This window comes from Sorangium sp. So ce834 (assembly GCF_051521425.1).
GTDB lineage: Bacteria > Myxococcota_A > Polyangia > Polyangiales > Polyangiaceae > Sorangium > Sorangium cellulosum_D.
The window spans coordinates 925,520-947,851 of sequence record NZ_CP150351.1 but is presented as its reverse complement, the minus strand read 5'-3'; the positions used below and the strand labels follow the sequence as shown (position 1 = coordinate 947,851).

Here is a 22,332-nt window from a genome sequence, read left to right as displayed (position 1 = left end):
AGCGGCGCAGGAGCGGGGCCGGGCGCCTATACGTCGGCGCTGAGCCGCGCGCGGGCGCGGTGGACGAGCGCCTGGACGGCCCGGTGCGACTCGTCGCGGACGGCGCCGACGTCCTGGCCTGCCGTGGCGATGGGCGCGCCGACCTCGATCGCCGCGGGGATATGTCGCGTACGGCTCACCCGGGCCATGTGCGCCGCGAACGACTCGTCGGCGTAGGACGAGTCCGCGCCGCCGTACGCGAGGCCGACGGGGACGATCTCGGCGCCGACGCGGCAGGCCGCGGTGAAGCCGCCCGCGCGGAACGGCCGCACCTCATCTCCGGAGAACGTGGTCCCCTCGGGGTAAACCATCACACCACGGCCGCGCTTGAGCGCGGTGCACATCGCATGCACGACCGCGGAGCCGCTGCGCTTGCTCGACCGATCGACGAAGAGCGTTCCGACGCGGCGCGCCGCCATGCCGATGACCGGCCAGCCGGCGAGGTCGGCGCGGCTCACGACGGTGGCCTCGAAGAACGCGAGCGTGACCATGATGTCGAGCGCGGACCGGTGGTTCATCACGAACAGCCGCCCGACGCCGCCCGGATCGCGCCCGGGGTAGTACGCCCCGCTCGCCACGGCCGGGTCGGCCGCGCCGCCGGCGGGGCCGCGCGTGGGCTCCGCCTGGACGAGACCGCCGGCGCGCACGTCGAGGCCGTACAACTTCAGGAGCGCGCGCCCGTAACGGCGCATCCATGTATGGAGGACCACCTCGCGATCGGCGTCGCTGGAGAGCGCGGTGTCGATCTCGAGCAGGCCGTACATGCCGAAGGTGAGGCCGACGAAGCCGGCGGTGCGGAGCGGAAACCGGAGGGCGTCGAAGGGAAGAGCGCTGACCATGCTTCGGGTGTCCTGGTCGCTGGGCGGTTCAGGCGGCGGGGCGATCCTTGGCGTGGAGCTGCACGGAGAGGAAGCCTCGGCGCGCCCGGGCGTCGCAGGCGACCGCATACGGGATGCAGATGACCGCGGCGAGGCCGCCGCTCGCCAAGTTCGTGGCGAGCGCCCGGGGGGGCGGCTCCCTCACGCGCCGGCGGCGGGGGCGCCCTCGAGCAGCCGCTTGAGGACGTCGTTCACGACGGCCGGGTTCGCGCTGCCCCCCGTCTTCTTCATGATCTGCCCGACGAAGAAGCCGAGCAGCGCGGTCTTGCCGGCGCGGTACGCCGCCGCCTGCTTCTCGTTCGCGGCGATGATCGAGGCGGCGATCGCCTCGATCGCGCCGGCGTCGCTCATCACGGCCATCCCCTTGTCGCGGACGATGTCGCCGGGCGCCCGGTCGGTGCCGGCCATCTCCATGTACACCTCCTTGGCCTGCTTGCCGCTGATCGCGCCCTCGTCCACGAGGCGGAGCAGCCCGGCCACCTGCGCCGGGGAGACCGGGAACGTCGCCGACAGGCCCGCCGTGCGGGTGTCGCGCAGCACCTCGCCCTGGACGAAGTTCGCGACCTTGACCGCGTCGCCGTGGAGGCGCGCCGCCTCCTCGAAGAACGCCGCGATCTGCGGGTGCCCGGTCAGGACCTGCGCCGCGTACGGCGTCAGCCCGAGCGACTCGGCGAAGCGGCGGCGCTTGTCGGCCGGCGGCTCCGGGAGCGCGGCGCGCACCTCGGCGAGGAACGCCTCGTCGACGACGAGCGGCGGCAGGTCCGGCTCGGGGAAGTAGCGGTAGCCGGACTCGTTCTCCTTGTCGCGGAGGAGGTACGTCTCCTTCTTCTCGGCGTTGTACCCGCGGGTCTGCTGCCGTACCCGGCCGCCCTGCTCGATGAGCGCGATCTGCCGCCGGATCTCGAGATCGATCGCCTCGGCGACGAAGCGGAACGAGTTGATGTTCTTGAGCTCGGTCCGCGTGCCGAGCTTCGCCTCCCCGACCGGGCGGACCGAGACGTTGGCGTCGCAGCGGAAGCTGCCCTGCTCGAGGTTGCCGTCGTTGACGCCGATGAACATCAGGATCTCGCGCAGCCGCTTCAGGTACTCGGCGGCCTCGGCGCCCGAGCGGAGGTCGGGCTCGCCGACGATCTCGATGAGCGGCGTGCCGGCGCGGTTGAGATCGACGACCGACAGGCCCCCGATGCCGTGGAGGTTCTTGCCGGCGTCCTCCTCCATGTGGACGCGCGTGATCCCCGCCCGCCGCTTGCCGGCCTCGGTCTCGATCTCGAGGGCGCCGCGCAGCGCGAGCGGCCGATCGTACTGGCTGAGCTGAAAGCCCTTCGGGAGGTCCGGGTAGAAGTAGTTCTTCCTCGCGAAGATGCTGCTCTCCTGGATCTCGCAGCCGAGCGCGAGCGCGGCGCTCACCGCCATCCGGACGGCGTCGCGGTTCAGCACCGGGAGCGAGCCCGGGAGGCCGAGGCAGACCGGGCAGGTGTGCGTGTTCGGCGGGTCGCCGAAGCTGGTCGCGCAGCCGCAGAACGCCTTGGTGCGGGTGAGGAGCTGCGCGTGGACCTCGAGCCCGATGACCGCCTCGAAGGAGCCGTACGTCGTCGCCATGGCTCGCCGTTCTAGCAGAACCGCGCCCGGGCGAGGGGGCTCCGGCGAGGCTGGCTCAGTGATCCGCGGCTTCGCGCGTGAGGCCGGGGTGCGTCGGGTCGCCCGGCTCGTGGCGCTTGTTCGCCGTCAGCCGCGAGCCCGAGCGATCGGTGAGGCTCATGAGGAGATCGCGCCGGTAGATGAACTGCTCGCGCGAGTCGTAGGGCACCGCGTGGAGGCCCGTGTCCATGCGGATCGCGTCGACGGGGCACGCCTCGACGCAGTAGCCGCAGAAGACGCAGCGGAGCTCGTCGATGACGAAGCTGCTCGGGAACCGCTCGTAGCCGTGCCGCCGATCCCCCTCGGGGTACTCGGCCGGATCGATCGCGATGCACTGCGCCGGGCACGCGGTCGAGCAGCAGAGGCACGCGACGCAGCGGGGCGAGCCGTCCTCGCGCAGGGTGAGCCGGTGGATGCCCCGGAAGCGCTCCGGGTAGGGGCGCTTCTCCTCGGGGTAGCTGATCGTCGTGACCCCCGGCTCGAGCGCGTTGAGCACCGGGTCCGGCTTCTGGCCGAGCACCATCTCCTTCGTGTTCTTGAAGAAGTGCTTCATCGTGAGCCCCAGCCCCTTCACCATCTCGGGGATGTAGGCCTGCACGTCGGCGGTCCGGGAGGGACGCGGGATCGGCTTGCCGGCGACGGGCCTGCCGGCCGGCTTCGTCCAGGGGTTGCTCGGGGTAGCCTTCGCCATGGGATCCTCCTCTACGCCTGCTGGGGCGTCGCCTTGGTGCCCCCCGCCGCGGCGGCGAACCGGGCCGAGGTGGAGACGATGATTCGCTGGCGCTCGACCGGCTCGAGGAGGCCGGCGATCATCGCCACGACCGCCGCGAACCCGCCGACGGCGACGACCGCGTGGGTGATGTCGGCGGCGACCTGGAGGCCGCCGCGGAGCCCCGCCGGCGCCGAGTCGACGGCCAGGATCACGATGCCGGTCACCATCATGTTGACGAGCGTGAGCGGCAGGAGCTTCGTCCACCCGAGCCGCATCACCTGGTCGTAACGGAAGCGCGGCAGCGTCCAGCGGAAGAAGACCTGGACCCACGACATGAGGATCGTCTTGCCGAAGAAGGCGATGACGTACGTCAGGCTCACGGCGAGGTGGGTCATCTTGTACTGGAACAGCGTCACGTCGCCGAAGACGACGTTGATGCCGTCGCGGTCCAGGAACGGCAGGTGGTAGCCGCCGAAGAAGAGCGTGACGAGGAGCGCGCTCGACGTGATGAGCTCCACGTACTCGCCCGTCATGAACATGCCGAACTTCATCCCGGAGTACTCGACGAAGTAGCCGGCGACGATCTCGCTCTCGCCCTCGGGCTGGTCGAACGGGATGCGCTTCGTCTCGGCCGCGAGGGCCGCGAGGAACAGGAAGAAGGCGAGCGGCTGGACGAAGATGCCCCACGCGTGCTCGGCCTGCCACTGCACCATGTCGCCGAGCCGGACGCTGCCGTAGATCATGAAGAGCCCGACGACGCTGAGGCCCATGGCGACCTCGTAGCTGACCATCTGGCTCGCGGCGCGCAGCCCGCCGAGCAGCGAGAACTTGTTGTCGCTCGCCCAGCCGGCGAGCGCGGCGCCGATGATGCCGGTGCCCGCCATCGCGAAGATGTAGAGGATGCCGACGTTGAGGTCGGCGACCTGGAGGTTCACGACGTGACCGGAGCACGTGAACGACTGGTCGACCGTGCGCTGGAGGAGCGGGAGGTCCGCGAAGCCGAAGATCCCGTCGCCGTTGTCCGCGAAGCAGAGCTTGTCGCCGAAGGGGATGACCGCGAACGTCACCAGCGCCGGGAACATCGCGAGCAGCGGCGCGAGCGAGTGGAGGAGCCGGTCGGCGTTCTTCGGGATGAAGTCCTCCTTCCAGATCATCTTGATCGCGTCGGCGGCCGCGTGGAGCGTGCCGAGCAGGCGCAGCGGGATCTTGCCCTCGGGCACGCGCAGCGCCGTGTAGGCGCCCGTCACGACGAGCAGCGCGCCGAGCAGCCCGCACACGACCCGCGCGGCCGTGGGCGCCGCCGCGACCGGGATCGCCTGCGTGACGAAGAAGGCCAGCACGTGGCCCAGGACGCCGGCGTAGAAGATGCTGCGCGGGTCGACGCGGGCGAGCGCCTCCTCGGCCCCGTTGATCGGGCCGCCGCGGCGGGCCGACGCGCAGAACACGAGCAGGCCGAGCCAGGTCACGAGCACCGCGAACTGCGCGCCGATCACCAGCGTCTCGACGGCGGCCGGCCCGGTCATCGCGCGCGTCGCCGTGAACACGGCGAGCGCCCCGAGCAGCGCCGGCGGGAAGAACACGATGCCGCGCACGAGCATCGACGGCAGGTAGACGACCGCGCGGTTCGGGCCGACGCGGTCCTGCACCATCGCGCCCTGGCGCCGGTCGGCCCAGGTGGCGATCGCCGCCATGTTCAGCAGGAACAGGACGACGATGAGAATCTTCACGATCGCGAGAACGACCTCGACGAGAGTCATGCCGTGGCCTCCGTCTTCTTGGGCTCAACCCGCGCGCCGTCGGCGACGGCGGTCGCCGCCGCGGTGTGCGCGGGGGGCGCCGCGCCGAGCACCGCTGCGGCCGCGCCCGCCCCCGCGACCGCGCCGGGCGGCATGGCGCGGCGCAGCTCGGCGAGGGTCTTCCACCCGGTCTCGTACCCGAGCGCGCGCCCGAGCCGGCCGATGAGCTCCCAGGCCGGGCGCGCGTCGCCGTGCGGGAGCAGCGCCCGCTCGCTCCGCTGCGCGAGGCCCTTCCGGTTCACGTACGTCCCCTCGGCCTCGGCCCAGGAGCACGCCGGCAGCGCGACGCGCGCCGCCTTCGCCAGCGGCCCCTCGTGGGCGGCGATCGTCACCACGCCCTTGAGCCGAGAGAGCGCCCGCTGCGCCTCGCCCGCGTCGACCTCGAGGTCCGACCCGAGGGCGACGACGTACGCGTACTGCCCCGACGCGATCCCCTGGAGCAGCTCCGCGACCGGGCGCGGCGGGGTCGCCGCCGCGATCTGCACGGCGCCGCGGGTGTTCGGGTTCTTGTCCTCGCTGATCAGGATGTCGTCGCCCTGGCCGAGCGGCCTGCCCGACACGAAGAAGTCGGTCGCGCCGAGGTACGTCGTGGCGAGGTGGTAGAGCGCGAAGTTGTCCTCGTTCGAGTGCTGGGCCGACAGGACGATCGCGACCCGCGACGGGTCGTCGGCGTGGCCGCTGAGCTGCTCCTTGGCCGCGGCCAGGGCGTCCTCGACGCTCGCGTCGTCGTTGCCGACGAGCGCGGTGAGCAGCCGCCCCTCGACCGCGTGCCGGTACGACAGCATGCCTTCGTCGCACATCCAGTACGTGTTGACCGCCATGTTCTCGCGCGGGCGGTGCCGGTACGGCGTGTTGTTGCGCGGATCGTAGTCGAGGTAGGCGTTGCAGCCCGTCGCGCAGCCCTGGCAGATGGTCCGGGCGCTGCGGAGGAACCAGACCCGCGCCTTGAACCGGAAGTCGCGCGACGTGAGGGCGCCGACCGGGCAGACGTGCTCGGTCATCAGCGTGTAATTGTGGTCGAGCTCGCGCCCTGGCGAGACCGTGATCTCCCCGAGGTTGCCGCGCTCGCGGACCGAGAGCACCGGATCGCGGGCGAGCTCGTTGCAGACGCGGATGCACCGCGTGCAGACGATGCAGCGCTCGGCGTCGTAGACGATGGTCGGCCCGAAGGTGACCGCCTTCGGCTTGTGCACCGGCTCCTGGTGCATGCGCTTGCCCTTGCGCTGGTGCTCGAGCCAGTAGTCCTGGAGGCGGCACTCGCCGGCCTGGTCGCAGATCGGGCAGTCGACCGGGTGGTTCAGGAGCAGGAGCTCCTGCACCGCCGAGCGCGCCTCCGCCACGTGATCGCTGCCCTCGGACAGCACCTCCATGCCGTTCGCGCAGGCCATCTGGCAGGCCGGCTGGAGCTTCGGCTTCGCCGCCGGCACGTAGTCCTGCTTGGCCGGGTCCCAGCGGAGGATGTCGAGGCTCATCGCCGGCCGCCCGGGCGGCGGCAGCACCTCGACGAGGCACATCCGGCAGTTGGCGGCGACGCTGAGGCCCGGGTGCCAGCAGTAATGGGGGATGTCGATCCCGGCGCGGTGTGCCGCCCGGATGATCGTGTCACCGCTCTCGAAGGGGATCTCCCTTCCGTCGATCTTGATCGTAGGCATCGTGCTCTCGGTTCCCGGCGGGGCCGCGCGGGCCCCAGCTTCCTTAGGTCGATGACGGGAGCGCCGTCGCTAGTGGTCGCACTCCCCGCCGATCATGTTGAGCGAGCCGAAGGTCGGCACCACGTCGGGGATCATCAGCCCGGTGATGAGCTGCGAGAGCCCCTGCGTCGTGGCGAAGCACGGCGGCCGGATGCGGACGCGGTAGGGCGTGCCGCTGCCGTCGGACACCAGGTAGAAGCCGAGCTCGCCGTTGCCGGCCTCGGTGTACGAGTAGCACTCGCCGGCGGGCACCTTGATGCCCTCCATGACGATCTTGAAGTGCTGGATGGTCGCCTCGATGGTCGTGTAGACCTCCTCCTTCGGCGGCAGCACGATGCGCGGATCGTCGATGTTGATCGGCCCCTCGTCGGGCATCTGCTCGAGCGCCTGCTCGATGATCCGCGCCGACTGGCGGATCTCCTCCTGGCGGCACATGAACCGGTCGTAGTTGTCGCCCCGCGTGCCGACCGGCACGTCGAACTCGAAGCGGTCGTAGACCAAGTACGGGTTCGCGCGGCGCACGTCGTACGCCACGCCGGTCGCCCGGAGCACGACGCCCGTCCAGCCGAGCGCGAGCGCGTCCTCCTGCGAGATCGGGCCGACGCCGTCGAGGCGATCGAGGAAGATGCGGTTCTTCAGGATGAGCTTCTCGGCGTCGTTGATGAGCGCGAGCACGCGCGCGAGCCCCACCCGCACCATCGACTTGAAGTCGGGCGTGGGCGGCCGCGCCATGCCGCCGACGCGGCCGAAGCTGTGCGTCAGGCGGGCCCCCGTCTCCTCCTCGAAGATCTCCCAGAAGATCTCGCGCGCGCGGCACAGGTAGAGGAACGGCGTGAAGGCGCCGAGCTCCATGCTCATGGCGCCGCTGCAGATCATGTGATCGCAGATGCGCGCCATCTCGCCGAGGATCACGCGGTAGTACTGGCAGCGCTCGGGCACCGTGACGCCGAGCATCTTCTCGACCGCCAGCGCGAAGCCGACGTTGTTGAGCATCGGCGAGACGTAGTTGAGCCGGTCGACGTACGGGAAGACCTGCGTCCACGTGCCGCGCTCGCACATCTTCTCGAAGCCGCGGTGCAGGTAGCCGATCTGCACGTCGGCCTTGTTGATCGTCTCACCCGAGAGCTCGAGCACGATCCGCACCGTGCCGTGCATCGCCGGGTGGGACGGCCCCATGTTGAGGAGCATCGGCTCGCTCGGGAGATCGAGGTGGGCCTCGTCCAGATCGCGATCCAGGGGTTCCATCGTTCAGCTCCGCTCCTGCAGCGCACCCACGCCGATGCCCTGCGGTTTGCCGTTGTCCGAGGCCTCGTCCCCGCCGGTCGACTCGAGCGACGCGCCCGCGCTCTGCAGCGCGAAGTCGTGCGTCTGGCGGCCGAAGCTCATGCCCTCGTCGGGGCCGAACGGCGGCAGCTTGCCGATGTTCGGCACCTCCCGGAACGGGATGAGCGGCTGGATGCGGTTGGCCGGGTAGTCCTTGCGCAGCGGGTGCCCCTCGAACTCCGGGTACATCAGGATGCGCCGGAGGTCCGGGTGCCCGCGGAAGACGATGCCGAGCAGGTCGTAGCACTCGCGCTCGAACCAGTTCGCGCCCTTCCACACCGGCACGATCGAGTCGATCTCGGCGCCGTTGCCCTCCTCGTCGCCCACGCGCGCCTTGATCCGGATGCGGTGGTTCCGCTCGAAGGAGCGCAGGTGGCAGACCACCTCGAAGCGGGGCACGTCGCCGCGCCAGAGGTAGTCGACCGCCGTGAGGTCGATGAACATGTTCATCAGCGTCCGCGGGTCGTTGCGGAGGAACAGCGCGACGTCGCGCCACACCGCCGGGTCGACCACCGCGGTGTCGTCGCCGAACTGCGAGTGCGTCTCCAGGACGGCGCCCGGGAACTGGGCGGTCAGGATCTCGAGGACCTTCTTGCTCACTGCTGGCTCCTCTCCTTGCGCTGGAGGGTGACGAGGCGCTCCGCGGTCTGGGCCGGGTCCTCGCGCGGCTTGACGATCGCCGGCGTGCGGTCGCCGCGCGCGATCTTGTCCTGGAGGAGCATGAGGCCGTCGAGCACCGCCTCCGGGCGCGGCGGGCAGCCGGGCACGTAGACGTCGCAGGGGATGATCTTGTCGATGCCGGCGACGGTCGTGTAGTTGTCGTAGAAGCCGCCGCAGGAGGCGCACGTGCCGAAGGCGAGCACCCACTTCGGGTCGGCCATCTGCTCGTAGATGCGCCGGAGCGCGGGCGCCTGGCGCTGGCTGATGGTCCCCACCACCCAGAGCAGGTCGGCCTGGCGCGGCGAGAAGCGCGGCACCTCGGCGCCGAACCGCGCCATGTCGTAGCGCGGGCTCGCCATCGCCATGTACTCCATCCCGCAGCAGGCCGTCACGAACGGGTACTGGAACAGGGAGTACTTCTTCGCCCAGTTGAGCAGCGCGTCCACGCGCGTCGTCGCGAACCCGTGCTCGGAGCCCTCCATCACCCGCGTCGAGGGCCCTCCACCCTTCATTTCTCCCATTCCAGAGCTCCCTTCTTCCACACGTACACGAGCACGACGACGAGCATCGCGATGAACGAGCTCATCGTTGCGAGGCCCGTCCACCCCAGGGAGCGGAACTGGACCGTCCACGGGTAGATGAGCACCGCCTCGATGTCGAACACGACAAAGAGGATCGCCGTCAGGTAGAACTTCACGCTCGGCTTGACGAATCGCCCGCCCGTCGAGTCGCTGCCGCACTCGTACGGGATCATCTTCTCGGGCGTCGGGTTCCTCGGGCCGAGGAGCGACGTCAGCGTGAACATCGCGAGCGCGATGACCGCGGCGACGAGAAACAGCAGGAACAAGGGGATGTAGGTGGCCATCGAGAGAGCACTCCTACGGGTCGGCCCCGGGAGGGTCGACCGCCTCGCCGCAGCGCGCGGCGCCTCGGGCGAGACCTCAGGGCCCGCGGCCCCGAACCATGCAGTCCAAAAGGTGAGAGCGACGCGGCGATTGCTGCCTGAAACAGCAAAAATCCGAGCGATCCCGGCTTAATCCGCGCCGGATCTAGTCGGCCGCCGCGGGGGTGTCAATGGAGGCGCTCGGTCAACCTGCCCCCAACCGGCGGGCCGTAATCCTAGGAGCGGTTCGCCACGAGGACCAGCCCTCTCCATGCGGTCAGCGCCGTCCCCAGGCTCGCCTCGATCTCCCGGATCTCCTCGACCATCTCGGCGTCCGGCACGCCGGCGCTCCGCGCCTCGCGGACGCAGGCGAGGGCGGCGACGTACTTCTTGCGCTGCACGAACGCCCGCGCGAGCAGCGGCCAGATGTGCTTCGGCGGGGCGCCGAGGTTCGCGGCGCGCCGGAGGGGGCCGATGGCCTCGCCCGCCCGGCCGTCGTCGAGCATGGCCTCGCCCAGCCGGCGGAAGATGTCGCCGGCCGCGGCCCCGTCGTGCGCGTACTGGACCGCGAGGCGCATGACCTCCTCGCCCTGGTGCTCCTCGCCGAGCTTGACGCACGCGGTGCCGAGCAGGCCCAGCCCCTTGGCGATCAGGCTGCGGGCGTCCGGGGTGAGCATCTGCCCCTCGGGCGTGCGCAGGAAGATCGCGAGCGGCGCCGGCCAGGTGCCGAGCAGCTGGATCACCTTCGGGTAGTCGCCGCGCTGGGACGCGACCTCGGCCTCCGCGACCTTGGTGAGGTCGATGGCGGAGCGCGCGCCGGCCGAGGCGCGCTCGAGCTCGTCGCGCACGTGCGAGCGGATGCGGGCGCGGAACTCGTTCAGCTCGTGCGTCTCCTCGATGCCGTCGCGCAGGAGGAGGAGGCGCGAGGTCTTCCCCTCGACGGACAGCTTGCGGAGGCTGTAGCCGTAGAGGGGGGCGAGGAGCAGGTAGCGGACGCCGATGTGGAGCTGGATGCCCTCGAGGTCGGTGTCGCGCTCGGGGGCCTGCGGCGTCGTGTCCTCCGTGAGGAGGGCGCCGACGAGGCGGTGGCGGAAGTCGGCGAGCGTGAGCCGCTGGACGTCGCCGTCGATCTCCTCCTCGCCCGGGGGCGCGATAACGAAGTCGACCAGCGTGTTGTCCGGGTTGCGGCGGTCGACGGTGAGCGCCGTGATGCGGGCGCCCGTAATCATCGAGAAGGCAAAGAACGCCTCGCCCACGATCTCGCAGAGCGCCTGGAAGCTGCCGATGCCGTCGCCTATGCGCTCGAACCAGCCGTCGGTCCGTACGGCATCGAGGGAGAACACGCGTTCCTTTGGCATGGTTCGACCCGGATCCGAAGGGCGCGTCCCGGATGACGGACGCAGGTCCCAGGGGGGCGAGACTCGCACGGTCGCGCGCGGCTCTCAAGAAAACTCCTAGGGATCGCGCGCATCGGCGTCGAGCGCGCCGCCGGCATCCGCCGTCGCCGTCCGCCATCCGCCGTCCGCCATCCGCCGTCCGCCATCCATCGCGCCACGCCGGTCCACCTGCCCCCACCGCGCTCCGAGCCCCGCCCCTGCCTGCTCGTCCCACCGCCGACGAGGCGCAGCGGCCGAACCGACCCAGCCCTGTGCCTCACGCCTCGCGCGAGCCGGCCGAGGGCGCCAGCGGCGTCGCCGTCGCGCGAGCCTTTCCCCCACCCCGGCTCTGCTCCACGCGGGCCAGAAGCGGCTCTCAGCGGAGAGGAAAATTGAACCGCCAAGGTATCGAGGACGCCAAGAAGAAAATTTTTCGCTCTCTTGCTTCCTGGCGTTCTTGGCACCTTGGCGGTGTCTTCTTCGGGTCGACGCAGGCGGCCCGTCGGGCCTGGTCTAGGGATCGGTCCCCGCATCGGGATCGGATCCCGGATCGGGCTCGGTCCCCGCATCGGGATCGGTCCCCGCGTCGGGACCGGGATCCGGGTCAGGATCGGGCGCGGGCACGGCGCTGATGTGCAGCACGAGGTTGCCGGAGGAGGAGGGCCGGCTGTCGCCGACGATCGTGATCACCTGGCCCGCGGTGAGGGTGACCTGCACCCGCGAGGCGACCCCGCTCGCGTTGTCGTTGCACGCGAGCTCGGCGCCGGTGCAGCTGCCGCCGTCGTGCACGTGAAGGATGGTGTCGAAGGTCGAGGTCAGCGTGTCGATGATGTAGGTCCCAGCCGCCGGCGCGGTGAAGCGGTAGACCCGGTCGTTGCCGCTCGACGCCGTGCAGCCCGGCGCGGCCGAGTTCGGCTGCAGCAAGGTGGAGCCATTCACCGTCTGCGGGACCGTCGAGCCGAGGTCGATCGGGTTGGCGCAGGTGCCCTCGCCGTTGGACAGGGCGATGTTGAGCTTGAACGCCCCCGAGGCGGACGGCCCGGAGCCGTCGACCACGACGACCGTCTCCTGCCCCGCGACGAGCGGCACCGCGACCCGCGACTGGGGGCCAGTCGTGTTGTCGTTGCAGCCGAGCGACGGGCCGCCGCACGCGCCGTCGTGCACGTGGATGACCGTGTCGAAGCTCGAGCCGAACGTGTCGAAGACATAGACGCCATCCTCCGGGGCGACGAACGTGTAGGTCTCCTCCGCGCCGCCGGGCGCGCCGCACGGCGCGGCCACGAAGTCGCCGAGGCCGGCGGTCGTCCCGTTCACGGTCTGCGGGACGACCGGCTCCAGCTCGTTCGCCGGGCACGGGGGCGCCGGGATGCCGCTCACGTTGAGCTTGTAGGCGCCGGAGGCGCCGTACGCGCCGTCGACGACCACGTACGCGGTCTGTCCCGCCGAGAGCGGCGTGGACACCACCGACTGGGACGAGGACGACGCGTTGTCGTTGCAGCCCAGCGAGGGGCCCGTGCAGCTGCCGTCGTGGACGTGCACCACCGTGTCGAGGCTCGACCCCAGCGTATCGAAGGTATAACGGCCGTCGACGGGCGCCGTGAAGCTGTAGGTGGCCTCGGGGCTGTTGCTCGAGGCGCAGGGCGACTCGAGGACGTGGTCGAGGCCCGACGTGTTGCCCGTGACCGACTGCGGGTAGGTCGAGCCGAGATCCATCATGGGGCACGGGGGCGGCTCCCACGCGGCGATGTTCAGCGTATAGCGCCCGCCCGCGGCCTCGAAGCCATCGACGACGGCCACGACCGTCTGACCGGCCTCGAGCTCGACCACGGCGCGCGACTGCGATCCTCCTCGCGAGTCGTCGTTGCAGGCGAGCACCTCACCGCCGCACTCGCCGTCCTGCAGCTCCAGGATGGTGTTGAATTCGGAGCCGAACGTGTCGAATACATACTTCCCGTCCGCCGGCGCCGTGAAGGTATAGCTCACGTCGGGGCCGCCCGGGTGGCCGCAGGTCGGCGTGATGGCGTCGCCGAGCAGCTCGGTGTCGCCGGTGAACGTCTTCGGGAGCGCGTCGCCGACGTCCCCTGAAGGGCAGATCGGCGGACCTGCCTTCGACAGGTGAAGCGCGAAGTCGCCCTCCGCGCCGTCGAAGCCCGTCACGACGATCAAGACCGGCTCGCCCGCGCCGATGACCGCGCGGACCTTGGACTGGGCGATGGAAGGGGTGCTGTCATCGTTGCACGCGAGCTGAGCGCAGGTGGTCGCCGCCACCACGCCAAGGGCCGTATCGAAGCTGGACCCCAGGGTGTCCAGCGTGTAGGTCCCGGCCTCGGCGGGCGTGAAGAGGTAGACCCGCTCCGACGAGCCCGCCGCCACGCACGCGAGCCCGTAGTTCGTCTCTCCCGCGACGGTGGTCCCCGTCACCGTCTGCGGGAACGTATCTTCGATCACGTCGTAGGTGCCGATGGCGCAGGTGCACGCGCCTCCCTGGCAGATGGCCCCGCGCTCGCACGCGACCTCGCAGGAGCCGCAGTGCTGCTCGCTCGTCTGCAGGTTGGCGCACGCGCCGTCGCAGTCCGTGAGACCTTCGGCGCAGGAGCAGACGCCCTCGACGCACAGCTGGCTGGCCGGGCAGCGGGTCCCGCAGCCGCCGCAGTGGGTCCTGTCGGTGAGCGCGTCCACGCACGCGCCGTCGCACGCCGTGAGCCCCGCGGGGCAGGCGCACTCGCCGTGCGCGCAGACCTGCCCCTCCCCGCACGCGGCCTTGCAATCGCCGCAGTTCCGCGGGTCGGTCTCGAGGTTCACGCAGCGGCCGGCGCACTCGGTCTGCTCTTCGCTGCACGCGCCGTCGGCCCCCCCTTGGCCCGGAGCGTCGGTGCCGCCCTCGCCGAACTGGCCGCCGCCCCCGCCCTCCCCGGGGTCTTCGCCCTCGACGCAGATGCCCGCCGCGCAGCGGCGCCCCGCCGCGCAGGCGTTGCCGCATTCGCCGCAATGGTCGGCGCTCGCCTGGGTATCGACGCATTCGCCGCCGCACTGCGACTGCCCGTCCGCGCACGGGTTCGACGTGTTGGAGCTCTCGGCGCAGGACGACGCGAGGACAACCCCCGCGACCAGGAGCAACGCAGCGGACGAGAGGGTGGGCCTGAGGCGTAATCCGGATCGTTTCATATGCATCCTTGGGGGTACCTGGCCGTTGGGGGCGAAGCGGATAACACGATACGCCCACGCCCGAGGTATCCGCAACCGGCGGGGGCGCTCGTGGAGGGAGAAGTTCGCCTGGCCACGCGCGGATCGAGCCGCGGCCTGGACCGTGCTCGCCGCGCCGCGCGGAGGCGCCGCGGCGGGCTCGGCGCGGCGGGAGGCGGCGCCGCCAGGCCGGCGAGAGGGCGAGCGCGGCGCGTCCTCACGGAGCGCGGGTGATGTTCAGCGTGAAGCTGCCCGACGACGTGTCGTATCCGTCGACGACCACGGTGATGACCTCACCGGCGTTGAGCGTCAGCGTCACCCTCGACCTCGAGGAGCCGGCCCAATCGTCGTTGCATTTGAGCGTCTCGCCCCCGCAGCCGTCGCTGTGCACGTGAAGGACGGTATCGTACGACGATCCGATCGTGTCGATGACGTAGTCGCCGTCGACCGGCGCGGTGTAGGTGAACACCATGTCCGCAGCGCTCGAGTTGGGCGTGCAGCCGGAGCCGGGCGTCGCCGAGTTGGGCTGGCCCGACGTGGTGCCGGTCCTCGTGAGCGGCAGCTCCGAGCCGAGGTCGATCGCCGTCGAGCAGGTCCCCGGGCCGGTGAAGCGGTCCACCTGGAGCACGTAGTCGCCGGCGCTCGTGCCGCGGCCGTCGACGACGATGAAGACGGTCTGATCCGCGACCAGTTCGGCGGAGACGCGCGACTGCCGGCCGCCCGAAAAGTCGTCGTTGCACCCGAGCGACGAGCCCCTGCAGCTCCCATTCAAGATCTGGAGGACCGTGTCGAAGCTCGAGCCGAACGTATTGAAGATGTAGGTCCCGTTCTCCGGCGCGGTGAAGCTGTAGATCATGTCCGGAGCGGTCGAGGAGCCGCAGCTCGGGGTGACCGACCCGGGTTGCTCCACGGTGCTCCCCGTGACGACCTGCGGGTAGCTGGAGCCGAGATCGATGGGCGTCGAGCAGGTGCCGCCGCCGTCGAACCGCTCGATATTGAGCGTGAAATCGCCCGACGCGCTCGCCGATTCGCCGTCGATGAGCAGGATGATCGTCTGCCCCTCCTCGAGATCCAGCGTGAGCTGCGACTGCTGGGTCCCTGCCGCGTCGGCGTTGCACGCGATCGTGGGCCCGCCGCAGGTGCCGTTGAGCGCGGAGAGGGTCGTGTTGAAGCTCGATCCGAACGTATCGATGAGGTACGTCCCGTCCGCGGGCGCGGTGAAGCTGTAGGTCGTCTCGCGGCCGCCGGCGCCGCCGCAGGTCGGGCGCAGGATGTCCACCGCCTCCGCGGTCGTCCCGGTCACCGTCTGAGGCACCGTCGTCCCGAGATCGATCAGCGGGCACGGGGGTACGAAGGCCTGGCTCACGTTGAGCGTGTAGGCGCCGGAGGCCGCGCTGCTGTAGCCGTCCACGACGACGACGACCGTCTGCCCCTCGTCGAGCAGCACCTTCACCTGCGACTGAAGGACGCCGGTGGCCACGTCGTCGTTGCACCCGAGGCTCGGCCCGCGGCACGTGCCGTCGTGGATGTGGAGGACCGTATCGAAGCCGGAGCCGACGGTGTCGAAGGTATAGAGCGCGTCCGCCGGCGCGGTGAACGCATAGGTGACCTCGGGGCCGGCGCCGCTGCCGCAGGGCGCCGACAGGGCGCTCTCGCGATCCGCGATCGCGGTGGTGCCCGTCGCCCGCTGCGGGAACGTGGTGGCGTCGAGGACGAGCTCCGGGCACGGCGGCGGCACGTACTCGCTGACGTTGAGCGTGAACGGTCCGTACTCTCCGTCGGCGCCGTCGACGATCGCGACCACCGTCTCGCCCGCGGTGAGGTTCGCGACGACGCGCGACGTCTTTTCCGATGCGTTGTTGTTGTTGCAGGCGATCATCGAGCCGGTGCAGGTCCCGCTGCGCAGCTCGAGGACGGTGTCGAACGAGGAGCCGGCCGTGTCGAAGATGAACCTGCCGGCGTGCGGCGCGGTGAACGTGTAGCTCGCGTCGGGGGTGTCGAGCGAGCCGCAGCTCGGCACGAGGGCGTCGCCGAGTATCCAGGTGTCGCCGAGGACCGACTGCGGGAGGGTCGGCGCGATGGTGCCCACCGGGCAGACCGGCGGCGCCGCCCGGTCGATGTAGAGCACGAAGTCGCCTTGCGCGCCGTTGTACCCCGAGACGACGACGAGGACCTCCCTCCCCCCGTCGAGGACCACCGAGGCGGCCGCCTCGGGCCCCCCGCGATCGTCGTTGCACGCGAGCTCGCCGCAGACCGCGCGATCGAGCACGGCGATGGCGGTGTCGTAGCTCGACCCGGCCGTATCGAACCTGTACGTACCGGCCTCCTCCGCCGTGAACTTGTAGACGACCTCGGTCGAGCCGGCGGCCACGCAGTCCAGCCCGAAATAGGTGTCTGCGCCGAGCGTGGTGCCCGTCACGATCTGCGGGATCGTCGAGCCGATGTCCTCGTGCTCGCCGACGATGCAGGCGCACGTGCCCGCCTGGCAGACCAGCCCCCCGCCGCACGCCGCGCCGCACGCGCCGCAATGCTGGGGGTGGCTCGCGAGATCGACGCACTTGCCGCCGCAGTCCGTGAGGCCCTCGTTGCAGGCGCACTCCCCGTCCACGCACGTCGCGTTGAGCCCGCACCGGACGTCGCAGCCCCCGCAATGCAGCGGATCTTTCTTCAGATCCGCGCAGCCGCCGCCGCACTCCGCGAGGCCGACGTCGCAGCGGCAGGCGCCGCCCTCGCACAGCTGCCCGGCCGGGCATTCCTGGCCGCAGCCCCCGCAGTGATGCGGGTTGATGTCGAGATCGACGCAGCCGCCGCTGCACGGCTCGAGGCCAGGCGCGCAGAGCGCGCCGCCGGTCCCGCCCGCCTCCCCTGGGGCCTCTGCGCCATCGTCGTCCCCGCTGCCCCCGCCGTTCCCCTTGTCCTCGCCGACGCACTCGCCCGCCTCGCACCGCTGCCCGCTCGCGCAGCCGCCGTCGCAGCCGCCGCAGTGGTCGGGATCGACCTGCGTGTCGACGCACGCGCCGCCGCACATCGCGAGGCCGTCATCGCACGCGATGCTCGAGCTGTCTCCCCGCGCGCAGGACGCAGAGCAGACGAGGAGGGCAGCTGCCGTCAGCCAGAGCGCTGTGAACGACAGCTCGAACCTGGAGCGCAATCCGGGTTGACTCATGAACTTCCTTTGGCGGATACGCCGGCCGCCTCGCGGCTCTCGGAGATTTCGCGGTCGAGGATACGCCTCTTCGCTTTCGCTCTGCAATCACGGATCACCGCGCATCGACTCGAGATCGTTCGACCTCCACGCACTCGGATGCGCGCTCGTGAGATGGAGCGTAGGGCCCCGCACGGAGGGGCGGTCCGACGGAATGCGCGATACGCCCGCGCGGGGCGCACGCGTCACGCGGCCGGGAGATCCGGCAGCGGATCGGCCTGGTCGGAGGTGGGTTGACGCGCCTGGACGGCCTCCAGCGCCGTAGCGCCCGTCTCGGGCCCCGGCGCGTCTTCGGGCTGCCGCTCCGGGCCGAGGAAGCGGGCGATCGGCTCGAAGAGCTCGACGCCGGTATAGGCGCCCACGGCGAGGTCGCCGTGGCCGTAATCTTCCCGCGCCCCGAAGTCACGACCGAGCACGAGAAACCGCTTCGGCGTCTCCGGGTGATCGCGCCCCCACGCGTCGAACGCGGCGCGCACCGACGAGACGGGGGCTATCCTGTCGGCGCTGCCCGCGATGAAGAGCGCCGGCGCCGCGACGGACGCGAGGCCGTCGAGGACCCGCTCGCCGTCCACACGGATCTCTCCGTCGCTCGCCAGCCAGGCGGCGAAGTCCGCGTTCAGCGCAGCGGGGATGTCCTCGATGCAGTTGACGAGCGCGAGCCGCGTGACGCCGGGAGGCACGTTGCGCGGATTGGCGACGGCGTGGTGAATCGGCGTCGGCAGCCACTCCGAGGCGAAGGCGACGCTGCGTGCCATGAAGCGGAGCGGCACGCCCGGGAGCAGCCGCCCCGGCAGAAAGCGCATGAGCCGCGCCGGCGTGGAGAGGCGGCCCGGAGAGCCGACGATGACGACCCGGCGCACCCGATCCTCCGGCACGCTGCGACCGAGCGCGGCATAGAGGAGCATGCCGCCCATCGAGAAGCCGACATAATCGAGCGAACGGGCGCCGGTGCGCTTCAGGATGGCGTCGAAGGCGCAGGGCAGGTCGTACCGGACCATGGCCGAGAAGCGGACGCCGCGGCGCTCGAGGCGGGTGAGGAGGCGGCCGCTCCGCAACGTCAGCAGCCACACGTCGCGTCCGAGCGTGGCGAGGTGGCGGGCCAGCGAGTAATCGGGGTGGATGTCCTGGTTTCTGTGGTTCGCGGCGATCCCGTGGACCAGGAGGATCGGCGGCAGATCCGGCTGCGCTTCCGCGCCGGGCGGCACCGGGACGCGGCGGATCTCGATCGGGGCGCCGTCCTCGGTCCGCAGGACCTCTTCGACGCTGTACTCGAGCGGCAGGGTCAGCCGTTTGACCCAGTAGAAGAGGTGGGCCCACAGCCCGACCGCTGCCAGCGCCACGAGGGCCAGCGCGACCAGGAGGTAAGCCCCGAATGTCCAGATCATACGCCCAATCTACCTGCTGGCGCCGTTCCCGCATGCGAGCGCCCTCGGCAATAGTGGCGCACGGACGGAGCGCGGGCCAGCCGCTCGCTGAGCCCGCTTACCCGCGCACGGCGCCGGATGATCATGAATCCATGGGAACACCATGTTTCATGATCATTTCTACCAGCGCGCGAGAAAGTCACACAGCGCTGGCCCATCGACTCCGCCGCTTCGATCCCACAGCGCGCTTCAGCGACTGCTCTCGACGGAAACGGACGTCGCGACCGCCCGGTTTGAGCCGCATCCCCTCGCGTCGCGATGGCGGCGGGTGTCCGGGACCACAGGGCTCGGCGTGACGCCTTCGCTGCATGCGTGCACAAAGGTTCCATCGTGGCCGGCCCGGGACGTGGCATGCGGGTCGCATCACGTCGCGGAGAGGAGAGACGTGGAAAGGGTCCCGTAAGCACCCCGGTGCACGGGGGCACACATCAAGGCGCCGCAGCGGAGCTCGGGGGGGCTCCGCTGCGGCGCTCTTCGTGTCACGCCGGTGGCAACGCCGAGCCGACGAGCTCTGGCGTCCACTGAGACAAACTGAGACAAAATGAAAAAAGCGCCTCGCGGACCTGGGGGGGGAAGGTCTCCGCGACGGCGCTCGCCCACCCTTAGAGCAGGCTTTGTGCCGGCCTATCGTCCACCATATTTCATGCAGTTATCGCGCGAAACCACCGCCGTCGTTGCATCCTTGCAAAACAAAATTGAAATCCGGTGCAAATTCGAAGGATTTAAAGGTTTTCCGTGGCAAGGCCTGCAGCTGTCCTGGACGAAATGACTGTGTACGGCGTGCTCACTCGTCCCAGTGGCGGCAGACGGGCTTCACGCCGCACCCCTGGCAGCGGACCGGATCGCGTCGCGACGGGCACTGCTGGAGCATGCCGAGGTGGCAGAGGGCGAAGTCGTACTTGACCGGGTCGGCGGGATCGAAGCTGCGGAGGGCGGCGGTGATCTCCTCGGCCGTCTTCCAGGTGGCTCCCCTGCGGTCGGTGAGGCCGATGTTGTAGCCGAGCTTCTGGATGTGGGTGTCGACGGGGATCAGGAGGGCGGACGGCGGTATCGGCCACAGGCCGAGATCCACGCCGTCGGCGGGGCGGATCATCCATCGCAGGAGGAGCATGAGCCGCTTTGTGGCGCTGCCCTTCTCGGGGTCGGGGAGGATGTGCGCCGCGCCCCGGTCGTCCGGGCGGCGGTCGAGCCCGCCCGCGCGCCGGATCGCGCGCACCCAGGCGCCGAGGGCCTGGCGCAGGTCGCGGCTGCGCGAGAGCTCGGCCGCGAAGGCGGCGCCGAGCGAGCCCGAGGCGCGCTGCACCCGCCGCGCGCCGACGAGGAGCGCCGCGAGGTCGCGGTCGCGGTAGACGCGGTGCCGGAAGCCGCGGAGGCGCGCCGAGACGGCCCGGGCGTCGTCCGCGGTGAGGGCGATCTGCGGGCCGAGCCGGTCGAGCGCCTCGCCGATCTTGGCGCGCAGCGCCTTCACGTTGCCGAAGGCGAGCGACGCGGCGAGGAGCGCCACGAGCTCCTGATCGGCCGGATCGGTGTAGCGATGGACGAAGGAGACCGGGTCCTGCGCGCGGCGCTCCTCGATGGCGCACCGCGCGCGCACCTCGTCCAGCGCCGCCTGCAAGGCAGCGCTCCGCCCGGCGTCCCGCCCGGGCGCCGTCTCGCTCCGCCGCACCGCCGTCTCGCTCCGCCGCACCGCCGTCTCGCTCCGCCGCACCGCCGTCTCGCTCCGCCGCACCGCCGTCTCGCTCCGCCGCACCGCCGTCTCGCTCCGCCGCACCGCCGTCTCGCTCCGCCGCACCGCCGTCTCACCGCGCCCGTCACGCCTGCGCGCCCTCACGTCGCCCCCGCGCCGGACGCCGCGTCGGCCGCGAGCGGCTCGTCCCGCGCGGTCCGCTCCGGCGCCTCGCCGTCGTGCTCGAGCGCCGGGAGCGACACGACGAAGGCGCTGCCGCGCCCGTCCTCGGTGACCGGGCTCTCGACCCGCACGGAGCCGCCGTGGCTCTCGGCGATGTGCTTCACGAGCGCGAGCCCGATCCCGCTGCCGCGCACCTGGCGCTCGCTCGCCCGCCGGCCGCGCGCGAAGCGCTCGAAGATGTGCTTCTGCTCGTCCGGATCGATGCCGGGCCCCCGGTCGCTCACCCGGATGGCGACGCGCTTCGCCTTTTGCGTCAGCGCGGCGAGGCGCCCACTGCCCCCGCCCTCGACCTCGACCTCGACGGCGACGCGGCCGCCGTCTTTCGCGTACTTGAGCGCGTTGTCGAGCAGGTTCACGATGGCGAGCTCGAGCGCGCGCGCGTCGATGAGCGCCTCGGGCAGCCCGTCGGCGACCGTCAGCTCGACGGTCATCTCCTCGCGCTCGGCGCGGTAGCGGTACATGTCGACGGCGCGCGCGGCCACCTCGGCGACGCTCCCGCGCGCGAACTCGTAGGCGGCCTTGCCCCGCTCGACCCGGGCGAAATCGAGGACGTTCTCGATGAGCGCGGTGAGCCGCTCGCTCTCGCTCACGATGATCTGCAGGTACTGACGGCGCTTCTCGTCGTTGGGCACGCGATCGCCGAGGAGGAGCTCGCCGAACATGCGGACCAGCGAGAGCGGCGTCTTGAGCTCGTGGGACACGTTCGCGACGAAGTCGCTCTTCAGCGCCGCGAGCCGCCGCTCGTTCACGGAGGCGAGCACCACGATCGCGAGCCCGGCCAGGGCGACCAGGGCCGAGAAGCCGACCATCAGGATCTCGATGAGGCGCTGCCGCTCCACCTTCTCGCCGAGCTCCTCGGCGGTGGTGAGCGCCATCTGGAGGCGCCAGTTGTAGAGCGTGGTGGGGAACGGGCGCCCGACCGTGAACTCGCCGCCGATGATGGGCGGGCCGAACACGATGCGGCCCTCCTCGTCGATGACGTTCATCCGGCTCTTCTCCCGATCGAGGTCGCGGAAGAGCCGGGGCATCACCTCGTGGACCAGGCGCGGCACCTCGTGCCAGGCGACCACGAGGAACCGGCGCCCCTGGTGCTCGCGCTGCCAGTAGCTCACGAGCAGGCTCTGCTGGTCGATGACGTGGTGGAGGTGGCGCAGCTCGGCCGCGTCGCCGCCGAAGTTCATCTGGGGCAGGAGGCGGGCGAGCAGGAGCTTGCGGAAGGCGTCGTCTTCCCGGCCGGACGCGCCGCGCGAGGCGAACGCGAGCACGTCGTGGGCCTCGTGGTCCATGTCGAGGACCAGGATGGCGCGCACGGTCGGCGTCTCGCGCGCCGCGGTGGGGAGCCACCTCCGCGCGATGACCGAGAGGTTCGCCACGTCGACGTGCGCGGCGACGACGTTGTCCTGCGCGATGATCAGCTTGTCGAGGCGGTCGACGCGCTCGTCGGCGAGGGTGAGGGTCGCGTCGAAGACGGTCTGCTGGCGGGCCTTCTCGATCTGCAGCGTGGTGCGCAGGGCGATCCCGCCGAGGACGAGCACGGCGACGACGATGGCGGGGACGAGGGCGAAGTACGGGACGCGATGGCGCTGCCCGACCGAGGGGAGGAGGTCCATCGCTG

The 22,332-nt window shown here is 71.0% G+C and carries 16 protein-coding genes; all 16 read right to left on the bottom strand.

The features are described 5' to 3' along the window. Window positions 1-26 precede the first annotated feature (26 nt). The 16 genes from WMF20_RS03565 to WMF20_RS03490 all read right to left on the bottom strand — a co-directional run bounded on the left by WMF20_RS03565 (window position 27) and on the right by WMF20_RS03490 (window position 22,327). A complete protein-coding gene (locus WMF20_RS03565; protein ID WP_165373771.1) occupies window positions 27-878 on the bottom strand; it encodes a lysophospholipid acyltransferase family protein in 852 nt (283 codons plus the stop codon). A gap of 28 nt (window positions 879-906) precedes the next feature. Further along, entirely contained in the window at window positions 907-1,062 is a 156-nt protein-coding gene (locus WMF20_RS03560; protein WP_437610677.1) for a hypothetical protein, read from the bottom strand. Next, a complete protein-coding gene (gatB, locus tag WMF20_RS03555; RefSeq protein ID WP_129573010.1) occupies window positions 1,059-2,516 on the bottom strand; it encodes an Asp-tRNA(Asn)/Glu-tRNA(Gln) amidotransferase subunit GatB in 1,458 nt (485 codons plus the stop codon). The genes WMF20_RS03560 and gatB overlap by 4 nt, the downstream gene beginning before the upstream one ends. A gap of 55 nt (window positions 2,517-2,571) precedes the next feature. Next, a complete protein-coding gene (locus tag WMF20_RS03550) occupies window positions 2,572-3,246 on the bottom strand; it encodes a NuoI/complex I 23 kDa subunit family protein (RefSeq protein ID WP_437610675.1) in 675 nt (224 codons plus the stop codon). Between the two features lie 11 nt (window positions 3,247-3,257). Then, window positions 3,258-5,024, bottom strand: a complete 1,767-nt coding sequence (locus WMF20_RS03545; RefSeq protein WP_437610673.1) for a complex I subunit 1/NuoH family protein — start codon at window positions 5,022-5,024, stop codon at window positions 3,258-3,260. Then, on the bottom strand, window positions 5,021-6,715 hold the full coding sequence (locus tag WMF20_RS03540; protein WP_437610671.1) for a 2Fe-2S iron-sulfur cluster-binding protein: 1,695 nt from the start codon (window positions 6,713-6,715) through the stop codon (window positions 5,021-5,023). The genes WMF20_RS03545 and WMF20_RS03540 overlap by 4 nt, the downstream gene beginning before the upstream one ends. Before the next feature lie 69 nt (window positions 6,716-6,784). After that, window positions 6,785-7,999 (bottom strand): NADH-quinone oxidoreductase subunit D, encoded by a 1,215-nt coding sequence (locus WMF20_RS03535; protein WP_129573006.1) that lies wholly within the window; start codon window positions 7,997-7,999, stop codon window positions 6,785-6,787. 3 nt (window positions 8,000-8,002) lie between these two features. Continuing rightward, window positions 8,003-8,677: an NADH-quinone oxidoreductase subunit C gene (locus tag WMF20_RS03530; RefSeq protein ID WP_437610669.1), complete on the bottom strand. Its 675-nt coding sequence runs from the start codon at window positions 8,675-8,677 to the stop codon at window positions 8,003-8,005. Then, on the bottom strand, window positions 8,674-9,258 hold the full coding sequence (locus WMF20_RS03525) for an NADH-quinone oxidoreductase subunit B (protein ID WP_129573004.1): 585 nt from the start codon (window positions 9,256-9,258) through the stop codon (window positions 8,674-8,676). The genes WMF20_RS03530 and WMF20_RS03525 overlap by 4 nt, the downstream gene beginning before the upstream one ends. Continuing rightward, the gene (locus WMF20_RS03520; protein WP_129573003.1) at window positions 9,246-9,602 is read right to left on the bottom strand and encodes an NADH-quinone oxidoreductase subunit A; all 357 of its coding nucleotides are present in this window, start codon (window positions 9,600-9,602) and stop codon (window positions 9,246-9,248) included. The genes WMF20_RS03525 and WMF20_RS03520 overlap by 13 nt, the downstream gene beginning before the upstream one ends. A gap of 254 nt (window positions 9,603-9,856) precedes the next feature. Continuing rightward, the gene (locus WMF20_RS03515) at window positions 9,857-10,963 is read right to left on the bottom strand and encodes a hypothetical protein (RefSeq protein ID WP_437610666.1); all 1,107 of its coding nucleotides are present in this window, start codon (window positions 10,961-10,963) and stop codon (window positions 9,857-9,859) included. Window positions 10,964-11,509: 546 nt separating this feature from the next. Next, on the bottom strand, window positions 11,510-14,161 hold the full coding sequence (locus tag WMF20_RS03510) for an MXAN_6577-like cysteine-rich protein (RefSeq protein WP_437610664.1): 2,652 nt from the start codon (window positions 14,159-14,161) through the stop codon (window positions 11,510-11,512). 235 nt (window positions 14,162-14,396) lie between these two features. Continuing rightward, window positions 14,397-17,345: an MXAN_6577-like cysteine-rich protein gene (locus WMF20_RS03505; protein ID WP_437610662.1), complete on the bottom strand. Its 2,949-nt coding sequence runs from the start codon at window positions 17,343-17,345 to the stop codon at window positions 14,397-14,399. Window positions 17,346-17,569: 224 nt separating this feature from the next. After that, a complete protein-coding gene (locus WMF20_RS03500) occupies window positions 17,570-18,769 on the bottom strand; it encodes an alpha/beta fold hydrolase (RefSeq protein ID WP_437610660.1) in 1,200 nt (399 codons plus the stop codon). 823 nt (window positions 18,770-19,592) lie between these two features. Further along, complete coding sequence (locus WMF20_RS03495) at window positions 19,593-20,600, bottom strand: TIGR02757 family protein (protein WP_437610658.1); 1,008 nt, start codon at window positions 20,598-20,600, stop codon at window positions 19,593-19,595. 35 nt (window positions 20,601-20,635) lie between these two features. Next, a complete protein-coding gene (locus tag WMF20_RS03490) occupies window positions 20,636-22,327 on the bottom strand; it encodes a sensor histidine kinase (RefSeq protein ID WP_437610656.1) in 1,692 nt (563 codons plus the stop codon). Between the last annotated feature and the right edge of the window lie 5 nt (window positions 22,328-22,332).

Bases quoted from the DNA above. Each gene is read 5' to 3' on its own strand.
- WMF20_RS03565 (WP_165373771.1), bottom strand. From the start codon at position 878: ATGGTCAGCGCTCTTCCCTTCGACGCCCTCCGGTTTCCGCTCCGCACC.
- gatB (WP_129573010.1), bottom strand. From the start codon at position 2,516: ATGGCGACGACGTACGGCTCCTTCGAGGCGGTCATCGGGCTCGAGGTC.
- WMF20_RS03550 (WP_437610675.1), bottom strand. From the start codon at position 3,246: ATGGCGAAGGCTACCCCGAGCAACCCCTGGACGAAGCCGGCCGGCAGG.
- WMF20_RS03545 (WP_437610673.1), bottom strand. From the start codon at position 5,024: ATGACTCTCGTCGAGGTCGTTCTCGCGATCGTGAAGATTCTCATCGTC.
- WMF20_RS03540 (WP_437610671.1), bottom strand. From the start codon at position 6,715: ATGCCTACGATCAAGATCGACGGAAGGGAGATCCCCTTCGAGAGCGGT.
- WMF20_RS03535 (WP_129573006.1), bottom strand. From the start codon at position 7,999: ATGGAACCCCTGGATCGCGATCTGGACGAGGCCCACCTCGATCTCCCG.
- WMF20_RS03525 (WP_129573004.1), bottom strand. From the start codon at position 9,258: ATGGGAGAAATGAAGGGTGGAGGGCCCTCGACGCGGGTGATGGAGGGC.
- WMF20_RS03520 (WP_129573003.1), bottom strand. From the start codon at position 9,602: ATGGCCACCTACATCCCCTTGTTCCTGCTGTTTCTCGTCGCCGCGGTC.
- WMF20_RS03510 (WP_437610664.1), bottom strand. From the start codon at position 14,161: ATGAAACGATCCGGATTACGCCTCAGGCCCACCCTCTCGTCCGCTGCG.
- WMF20_RS03505 (WP_437610662.1), bottom strand. From the start codon at position 17,345: ATGAGTCAACCCGGATTGCGCTCCAGGTTCGAGCTGTCGTTCACAGCG.
- WMF20_RS03500 (WP_437610660.1), bottom strand. From the start codon at position 18,769: ATGATCTGGACATTCGGGGCTTACCTCCTGGTCGCGCTGGCCCTCGTG.
- WMF20_RS03490 (WP_437610656.1), bottom strand. From the start codon at position 22,327: ATGGACCTCCTCCCCTCGGTCGGGCAGCGCCATCGCGTCCCGTACTTC.